Source organism: Labilibaculum manganireducens, assembly GCF_002843385.1.
Taxonomy (GTDB): Bacteria; Bacteroidota; Bacteroidia; order Bacteroidales; family Marinifilaceae; genus Labilibaculum; species Labilibaculum manganireducens.
The window spans coordinates 1-1,222 of sequence record NZ_MVDE01000090.1 but is presented as its reverse complement, the minus strand read 5'-3'; the positions used below and the strand labels follow the sequence as shown (position 1 = coordinate 1,222).

1 protein-coding gene is annotated in these 1,222 nt (G+C 33.9%); it reads right to left on the bottom strand.

The window, feature by feature from the left end; translation table 11 throughout:
• Window positions 1-15: 15 nt before the first annotated feature.
• Window positions 16-1,068, bottom strand: a complete 1,053-nt coding sequence (locus tag BZG01_RS21305; protein WP_101311841.1) for an IS110 family RNA-guided transposase — start codon at window positions 1,066-1,068, stop codon at window positions 16-18.
• Window positions 1,069-1,222 lie beyond the last annotated feature (154 nt).

Genomic DNA, 1,222 nt, shown 5'->3' with positions numbered 1-1,222 from the left:
TGACTCTTTATTACTCTAAGCTTTCACAGTGGATAAATTCCTATCATTATAGTTTATAATATAGGCTTCGTTTTTTTTCCATAGAGTATAGATTAGAATTAATAGCTTTCGCATAACTGCAATTAGACCTTGCTTTTTTACACTTCTACCTTCATTTATGCGATTATAAAATGTTTTTAAGTCTGGATTATAAACAGATGCGGTCATAGCTGGCATATAAAGTGCAGCACGAATTCTAGCATTTCCTTTTTTTGATATTTTCGTTTTTCCTTTAAAGCTCCCTGATTCCTTCTCAATAACATCGAGACCTGCATAGCTAACTAATTGACGAATATTACGAAATAGTAAAAAGCCATTTGTTTCTGCTAAAATCTTGATGACTGTTATAAAACCGAGGCCTTTAACGGAGATTATGTTTTCTAATTTGTCGAATAAAATCTCATCTTCTTTTACAAGGAGTAACATTTCTTGTTTTACAGCTTCTTCTTGTTGTTTATAGAATTCAATTTGTTGTTGTTTTAGTGTAATAACACGTGGATGTACACTGTAAGCTTGTTGTAAGGCATGAAGCTGAGACTGAGCAGTAGAGCAGGCTTCTTTTAAACTCGTGTGTTCTCGTGAGAGATCTCGTATCATTTTAAAAGATTTGCTCGGAGGCGTCCATATATCTGTTCCAGATAGATTTTTTTCAATTCCGAATTCTGCAATCATTTTTGAATCGACTTTATCGGTCTTTGTTTTTAGATTACAACTCTTCGCATAATATTTGATCTTCTGAGCCAATTGAACACTAACCAAACAATCTCGTTCATATAAGAAATAAGCTAAATTTTCATAATAAACACCTGTTGCCTCCATCACAAAGACTAAACTGCATCCAGGTTTAGTATTTCGGTTTATACACCAGGTATAAAACTCTTGCATCCCCGATAAATCATTGGTAAAAGACTTAGTCCCTTTGATGACGATCTTATGGCTATTGCTTAAAGCTTTATAACAGGCATAGAACATGTCTTTCCCTATATCTATTCCAACCACCTGTTTGCTTAATTCTTGAGACTCATTCATAAGTGTTCTGTTTTAATAAGAATTCTTCTCACAGTCTTTCCTCGCAGTTGATACGAAATCTATACATTAAGCATAGTTTCTCAATACTGTTCTGACTCGTAGAAAGAAAACAGAATAGGAGGATTATCTGTCAGTGGACATACATAAGCGTTGT

Bases quoted from the DNA above. Each gene is read 5' to 3' on its own strand.
- BZG01_RS21305 (WP_101311841.1), bottom strand. From the start codon at position 1,068: ATGAATGAGTCTCAAGAATTAAGCAAACAGGTGGTTGGAATAGATATA.